The 7295-nt window shown below is 35.4% G+C and carries 10 protein-coding genes; 3 read left to right on the top strand and 7 right to left on the bottom strand.

The window, feature by feature from the left end:
- The 3 genes from IQ247_RS30605 to IQ247_RS30595 all read left to right on the top strand — a co-directional run.
- The coding region (locus tag IQ247_RS30605; protein ID WP_228060194.1) for a hypothetical protein at window positions 1–2501 on the top strand (2501 nt) is incomplete at its 5' end.
- Window positions 2502–2662: 161 nt separating this feature from the next.
- Window positions 2663–2881, top strand: a complete 219-nt coding sequence (locus IQ247_RS30600) for a hypothetical protein (protein WP_193925787.1) — start codon at window positions 2663–2665, stop codon at window positions 2879–2881.
- A complete protein-coding gene (locus IQ247_RS30595; RefSeq protein WP_193925786.1) occupies window positions 2878–3162 on the top strand; it encodes a type II toxin-antitoxin system RelE/ParE family toxin in 285 nt (94 codons plus the stop codon). The genes IQ247_RS30600 and IQ247_RS30595 overlap by 4 nt, the downstream gene beginning before the upstream one ends.
- 108 nt (window positions 3163–3270) lie before the next feature.
- On the opposite strand, the gene IQ247_RS30590 is transcribed toward IQ247_RS30595, so the two are convergent.
- The 7 genes from IQ247_RS30590 to IQ247_RS30560 all read right to left on the bottom strand — a co-directional run bounded on the left by IQ247_RS30590 (window position 3271) and on the right by IQ247_RS30560 (window position 7183).
- Window positions 3271–3468 carry a hypothetical protein gene (locus IQ247_RS30590; RefSeq protein ID WP_193925784.1) on the bottom strand — a complete coding sequence of 66 codons (198 nt, stop codon included), beginning with the start codon at window positions 3466–3468 and terminating at the stop codon, window positions 3271–3273.
- A 30-nt stretch (window positions 3469–3498) separates the two neighbouring features.
- Entirely contained in the window at window positions 3499–4275 is a 777-nt protein-coding gene (locus tag IQ247_RS30585) for a response regulator (RefSeq protein WP_228060193.1), read from the bottom strand.
- Between the two features lie 67 nt (window positions 4276–4342).
- Window positions 4343–5008, bottom strand: a complete 666-nt coding sequence (locus tag IQ247_RS30580) for a DUF6753 family protein (RefSeq protein WP_193925782.1) — start codon at window positions 5006–5008, stop codon at window positions 4343–4345.
- Window positions 4998–5990 (bottom strand): hypothetical protein, encoded by a 993-nt coding sequence (locus tag IQ247_RS30575; RefSeq protein ID WP_193925781.1) that lies wholly within the window; start codon window positions 5988–5990, stop codon window positions 4998–5000. Before IQ247_RS30575 ends, IQ247_RS30580 begins: the two co-directional genes overlap by 11 nt.
- A 68-nt stretch (window positions 5991–6058) precedes the next feature.
- A complete protein-coding gene (locus tag IQ247_RS30570; protein ID WP_193925779.1) occupies window positions 6059–6796 on the bottom strand; it encodes a P-loop NTPase family protein in 738 nt (245 codons plus the stop codon).
- A 16-nt stretch (window positions 6797–6812) separates the two neighbouring features.
- The gene (locus IQ247_RS30565; protein ID WP_193925778.1) at window positions 6813–7025 is read right to left on the bottom strand and encodes a hypothetical protein; all 213 of its coding nucleotides are present in this window, start codon (window positions 7023–7025) and stop codon (window positions 6813–6815) included.
- Window positions 7022–7183, bottom strand: coding sequence for a hypothetical protein (locus IQ247_RS30560; RefSeq protein WP_193925777.1), 162 nt, complete (start codon window positions 7181–7183; stop codon window positions 7022–7024). The genes IQ247_RS30565 and IQ247_RS30560 overlap by 4 nt, the downstream gene beginning before the upstream one ends.
- Window positions 7184–7295 lie beyond the last annotated feature (112 nt).

The raw sequence follows: 7295 nt of genomic DNA, 5'->3' as shown, positions 1-7295 counted from the left end.
CCCCTATCCCCGCCCCAACGGGGCTTGGTCAACCAGAAAAGCAAAATAAAACTTTAGCTCTAATTTCCGAATCAAAGATTGAAAACCTGCTAGAAAAAATTGGGAAGTTCTACCACGATGTTGTAGGAACTTTAGGAGGACAATTACAAATTGAAGTTGACAGAGGTAAAAGTGCTAATCGTTCCGACTCTAATATAATTAATTCCTGCAATACTATTATCAAAAGCTTTGATATTGCTCCGTGGGTTGAAGAAAGAAAATTGAGTGCAATTTATACTAAAAAGACAATGAATGTTAAAGGTCACGGAGCTATTGACAAGATGGCAACGGCGACTAATGAAGCATTCGCACAAAGCGCAATAGTACCGCGTTCAACTCAACAATTCCAAACCTTTTTCAAAGGAGTTGAATTCACACCCGCACAGAAACAAAAAGCAGTAAGTATTAAGAAAATATACGATTCATTGATCCGTCGAGCCATTCATATTGGTCGAGAAGTGAAACTTGCACCAGGTCTAAAAATTGTTGCAACCAATCCTCAAGGTAATCAAATAGAAATTGTTGGTTTAGCTCAGAAAAAACATCCGAATATTTTTGATAACCGAAAACTCAATATTACGCTAATAGAAAATAAAAGTTCCTTTAATAAAACCGACAATAAATACATAGCGATAGCACCTGTATTTGATGAACGCGGAAAACCAAAGTTTAAAACAAACGGTCAGCAAGAGCGCAAGCACCTGGGATATATTTCAGAAGTTTCTTTACAGCAGTTCCAAGGTAGCATCAAGCCATTTACCGAGTTTAATAATTTAATCCAAAAAATTGAACCAGGATTAACACCCAGTCAAGTTCGAGCAGCTTTTAAACAAGTCAAAGAGTTTGCAGCTACAACCCGTGAAAGTATTCCGTCTGCTGAGAAAGAAGCAGTTGCAGCTGCAATGTGGCAAATATCAACTACCAGTAAAGATGATACACAATACGGCTTTAAGAAAACATCGGCTGCTTTCGCCCTGTTTGGAGAAGAAGTAATCGGAAGACTAGAACAACTGCAATTTACCGAATTTGCAATTGTGGGAACCCATAAACCCTGTAACGAGCATTTAGGACGTAAATGGGTGGGAGAAAAAGTTGAATGTACTATTGAACAAGCACCCGACCCTGCAAATCCAACACAAAATAAACGTTGGTTAGTAGCTGAAGATAAGAAATTAGGGGTATTTCGTAGCGAATCAGCACAGTTACCTATTGGTACTTCCTTCACAGCAGAAATCACATCTCCAGCGAGCGCATCGGTTATTGTTACGAGTAGCAAAGGTAATCAACTGAAGGTGGGACAGTTGAAAAAGTATGAACCAGCAGGCAGAGAATGGAAAGGGGAAGAACGGACAATAACAATTAAACTCTCAAACGTTGGAAAGGCAATTAAACCAATAGCTTTAATTGACGACAAACCTTTAGGTGAAATTGATAAAGAATCATTCAAATTATTAAGCGAGAAATTAAATGCAAGAGGTATTAAAGTCGAAGGGTTTAAGTTTGAAGGTAAACTAGAATCATCACCCGCAACTATTTCTCATATAAAAGTTGATTCACAAACAGTTCGATATCCGTACATTTGGACTAAGGAAGAAGTTTTAATTAAAGACAAAAAAGTAAGTTTACTAGATGAATTAAAACCCATTCTCAATGAAATTTATCAGGAGAAGAGTAATCAAGTTTTACTGCATGATGACGAAGCATCTTTAGGTGTATTAGCAGTTAAAAATGAATATTTTGAATCTTTTTTTCAAGAAAAGAATATAGACGCAGAAATTTTTAAAAAGTTATCTGATGAAATTGATCAAAAATTTGGTGTTGAGAGCTTGATTGGTATTGCCAATAAAGACAATATTGAAGAACTTTATTTTTGTGTCACCGTACCTACAGAGGTTTCAGAACAGAAGACAGCAGCTAGAATCGACGATGTTTTAAATTTTCCGCTACTTTACGACCAGTTGCAAGATGGACGAAGAAGCAAATTTATTGCAATTGAATTGAATGAATTACAACAGTTGATTAATCAAACTGAAAATCAAACAAAACAGTCAACCACGCAACTAACTGAAGTTAAAGCAACTGGCGAAAAAGATATAAGCGTAGCAATTCCTATAGAAGATAATTCAAATTTGACTCAGAAATCTACTAGAAAGCTTGCTCTGAGCGTAAAACGTGAAGAATGGGAAAAACAGATGCTAAAACTTGCTCTTGCGAGTTTAAAAGAAAATCCCGCGAATGCTGGTGAGGAGATACAAACAGCAACTTTTGGAGATGATAAATATCGAGTTATTCATCATGTACCTTCAGAAATCCTGCGGATTGTTGATGAGGAAAATCATCGCGGAACTTTATATAAAGTGCAGAAAGGGAAACCAGTTCAGGTATGCAAGTTTACTGAGGATGAGAAGAGAAGCTTTGAGCATAATCCGATACAGGAGCAGAAAGGTTTGCAACAAGGGTAAAATAAAATTGCTGCACACTATAAAGCTACCATTTCAAATGGCACAAAAGCCTATAAAACCAAGCTTCTTTCTCTTGCATTTTGACTTTTGCCGATGTGTACTAGTGTTGAGCTTATTATCCTAGAGATATAATTTATATTATTCAAATTCAGATAAAAACCATGTCGGAGAAATTATCAACACTTCAACAAGCACTTGATGTTGTCGAAGCACTCGAACCAGAGGAACAAGCAATCTTGCTTGATATCATCACCAAACGTTTAGCTCAACAGCGTCGCAATGAGCTTATAAAGGATGTAGAACAAGCGAGAGATGATTACCGTCATGGTAATGTTAGACGTGGGTCTGTTGCTGATTTGATGGCGGAGTTAGATGAGTGAAAAATTTGGTTTGGAGTGCGAAATTTTTACGCAAATTCAAGCGTCTAACAAAGAAAAATGCACAATTAAGTATTCAAATTGAAAAAGTTTTAGAATTATTAATGGAAGACCCTTTTGATTCAAGCCTACGAACTCATAAGTTAAAGGGTGATTTAAATGGAGTATGGTCTTGTTCGGTAGATTACGATAATCGAATCTTATTTGAATTAGTGATTAATACAGATTCGGGAGAGGAAGAGATATTTTTGCTGACTTTAGGCTCTCATGATGATGTTTATTAATAATTTTTACCTTCTGTCCTTAACAAGTTATGAAAATTTAATTTTTATTATCAAATAAGAGCTTTTAGTCATCAACTTTTTAAGCGATTAATATTTAATTAATCAAACTCAAAATGGACGAAAACCAACGTAATTGTTGAATAGTTTTATTACTGCCCTTTGCTTCTTGCAAAACAACTTTTCCATACTGCTTACACCAGCTAATTTAGCTGTAGCCCGAATGCTAGCTTTTCCACGACCTTGGGCATCGATTTCAATTTCTTGTTTTATTTGCTGTAAGATATCATCCAAAAGAAGCTGAGTCATAATTTTTCCTCGTCCGTTGTAATAAATTTTTCAATCCACTAAGCCATAACGCAAAGCATGAACTGCTGCTTGAGTGCGGTCTTCAGCACCAACTTTGTTAAGAATATTGCGAACGTGACTTTTTACAGTTCCAATAGTGATGTGAAGTTGATCGGCGATCGCCCCATTAGTACTCCCATCCACAATCAACCGTAATATCTCCAATTCCCTACCCGTTAAGGTATATAGATTGAGCATTTCTTCATCTAAACTGGATTTATTAAAATGTAATGAATTAAAAAGGGCTTGCTCAAGTACAAAATGTGTAATAGTAGGGTCAATCCAAGTTTTACCAAGATAGGTTATATGTATCGCTTCAATTAATTTATCAAATTTGATATCCTTCATGCAGTAAGAATTAGCACCCGCAGCGAATGATGTTAATACAGTTTCTTTATCTGAATTCAAGGTTAAAATCACTACCTTTATTTTTGGATATTTTGTTTTAATTTCTCTTGTTAGTTGAATACCCTTTAAGGAGGGTGAGCCAATATCAATAATAACAATTTGGGGTTGTGTTCTATTTAATAGCGTCAAACCATCTTTTGAATTGAGAGCATCTCCAACAATTTCGATATTTTCATATTGATGTAATGCTGTCCTAATGCCAATAAGTGTAAGTTCTAGGTCTTCAATAACTACCACGCGAATTTTCTCTGTACCTTGAGCATTTGTATGAGATTTGACTGTTGAATTGATTTCTGATTGATTATTTATTGGTAAGTCGTAATCACATGATAAATTTAATTCTTCCATTGTTTCCTCCATCAGTTTTGTAATTTAATAAAAATGATTTAATCCCGTAATTTTTTATTTAAGACAGCTACTTACTTTCTTAAGGAGGTTTTACCCGTAATAAGCAATAGTCACTTTGACGAGTAATATTCTTTCTTTTTTCATTCTTTACTAAAGCCTTTTGTTCGGGAATTTTAGTACAGTTTAAATTAGTCAAGCTTTCAGAATTCCAAATAATAATATTCCGTGCTAACTGACCTTGAGAACCTTTTACCCACCGCAAACTTTCCACCTCTGCAACTGTTAGTAACTTGGGTTTTTCAGAAGCATATCCACCATCCAACCATACCCGAACAGATAAACCAGTCAAAACTCCAAATCCAATTGCAGCTACAAGTAATCCCATCGCTGGCAACATTACCCTCAAGCGACTTCGCTCTTTCGACTCGCAATGTTTGATAAGTCGGTTGACCATCGAGCGGATTTCCACTTCCTGACCACTCACAGCAGTACGCTTTGCTTTCTCCAAATGCTCATAAATAGCTTCCGACCAACGTTGAAACAATTGGTTGAATTCATTAGGTTTATTTTCTAACAGCACCTGAAGCTGACCAGTTGACAACATTATTAGGAATAAAGGGTCGCTTGTAGATAGTCCATGCTCGACTGCTACTGCTAAAACCCGTCTTTGAAAATCAGCATCTTTCCCTTCAAGTAAACGATTTAGATAACTTTCGTTTTTTGCTTTTCGCAAACTATGCACCATAATCAATTCCTTTTTGTTGCTTAATTTCGCTCCGATCAGCTTCGTTAACTGAACGTTCTTCTTCCATTGCGTTTCTTGCTCGTCGAAAATCTTCTCTATCGAATTGATGCAAAATCATCTCAATTTTGGCAGCATCAATATCACCCAAACCGTGAATAATATCAGCGTCGAAAGTCGCAGTAAAGATAGTATGTCCATCTTCCTCATCACGTAAACTACAACAACTTTCTTCAACATTGATTGTGACAATTCCAAAAGGTTTAAAGACAAACTCATCAATATTTTGCCTCTCGTACTCATCCATGATTCTTTCAGTTAAATATATTTGAGCATGAAACAATTCATTTTCATCTAATTTTGGAGCAGCTTCACGTTGAAAGTAATTCATAATTTCAGTTATGTTTGTGGTGTTTACTGCCGATTGTTGCTCGTTATATAGATGATTGTTGTGCATTTCTATTTCTAATTCTTGTTCTAAAGTAACTAATTCATCCGAAAACGAATGAATTATTAAATCCCTTAAAGCATTTATATTCTCAGGAGTAATGCTTAGTTGCTCTGTTATAACAGCTACGTCTTTCTTATTGATTGCATTATCTTCATTACTGCTAGAACCAGAGTTATTTGTAAACTGAGATATATTTGAAATTAGTTCTTCACGTAAATGTGCTAATTCCCACACATAATCCGGACTAAAAACTTGTTCAAATATTTGATTACGAGTTGTGTATTCAAAACTTGGTTCTAAATTTCGGTAGGATGATAAACTCCATTTACCTTCACGGTTAATATGTCCGCTAATTAATACATCTGCTTCTTGATGAGCAAGAAACCATTCCGATTTAATTCCTAAATTCTGTAATATACTATCTTCGGTGGTAAGAACATATAATCTTCCCATGTATTGTTCTTTATCACTAATTATCACGTCACAGTTAAAAGCTTGATTTGTTGAGTATAAAGTCTGAAGTTCATAATTCATAAAATTTGCCTTTAATCTCTGATAAGATATCACGAAATAATTAGACAGAAAGCAATTATAAATTTAACCTAACTACTCTGAATATTACTAGTTTTAGCTGATTTTTTCTCCTTTAACCACATTTGAGTACTTTCTATTGCTTGGTTTGATTCTTCTAAAAAAGTAGATAATCTTTGCTGCGACATTATAGGCATTGCTGAAGAGATTTCTGCTGCATCAAATCGAAACTTATTAGAGTCAATGAAATATCTATCCCCCGGATACAGCAAGGGAAAATTAATAATTTTCAAGGTGTTTTTATACTTTTTACATAAATCCTTGTAATCAGCATCATTTTCTAAAAAACTCCAATCATCAGTTTTACCCAAATTTCTCACAAAAACATGGAGCATTTTATCTTTGTATAATTTCAAAGATTGATAAAATAAATCGATAGATTCAAAACCACCATCACAGACAAACCATTTACAAATATCTACACCATATTTGTCTGCAACTTCTAATAAACGTCCCTTTTTTATCCAGTTTTTAACTTGAGGAAATACGTTTGCGGGAAGATTGACGATGACGGGTTGTTTCCTAGCCAATTCAAAAATGATGTCAGCCTTATCTCCTTTGTTTACAGCTTCACTAAATTCAGCATCAACAGCATAATTGTAAAAGCGCTTAACATCTTGATTCGTTATATCTGCATCAACTAAAGTATGTTCTAGCTTCTTATCAATCGCATACTGTACCATTACACGGGCAAACAACGACTTCCCTACCCCTCCTTTTTCACCATCGATTAAATGAATTCTTGCCATAATTAACTAATTTTTATTAATCAAAGGTTTCACTATCTGTTGTCATTCCTGCTAGATTCCATGCTTGTAGGTTAGAATCATCTGTTTGTTTATGAGTATCTGACGGTGCTAAGTCGATACTAGAATTAGATGGCTTTTCGGATGGTTTACTAGTGTTTTCTAATCCCCCAAACACAGTAGAGAAAACATTGCCAACTGAAGAGGAATCTACTTTTATCGCAATGCTCACGTATTGTAAGTGATTGGCGATACGCAAAGCGTCGCCCTTCGGGCTATCGCCTTTACTGAATCTAGAAATATCAGTTCTAGAGTTTCACGAGAATGATTACCTTCGCTGTAGAGTGCTAAAGCCATGTAGTAAGCATTAAGAGCAGTCATTATCATCATGGTCTTATTCTGAAATGGATGCAGGCTCCCATTCTGAATGTAACTAAGCATTTTTGCTTTATCCGAATTCAGTGGTGGTTGATAGCGCCACAGGAAGTCCTTTTTTCTACCC

The sequence above is a fragment of the Plectonema cf. radiosum LEGE 06105 genome (assembly GCF_015207665.1).
In the GTDB taxonomy this organism is placed as follows: Bacteria; Cyanobacteriota; Cyanobacteriia; order Cyanobacteriales; family Nostocaceae; genus Rivularia; species Rivularia radiosa_A.
This window is presented reverse-complemented; position numbering and strand designations above follow the sequence as displayed.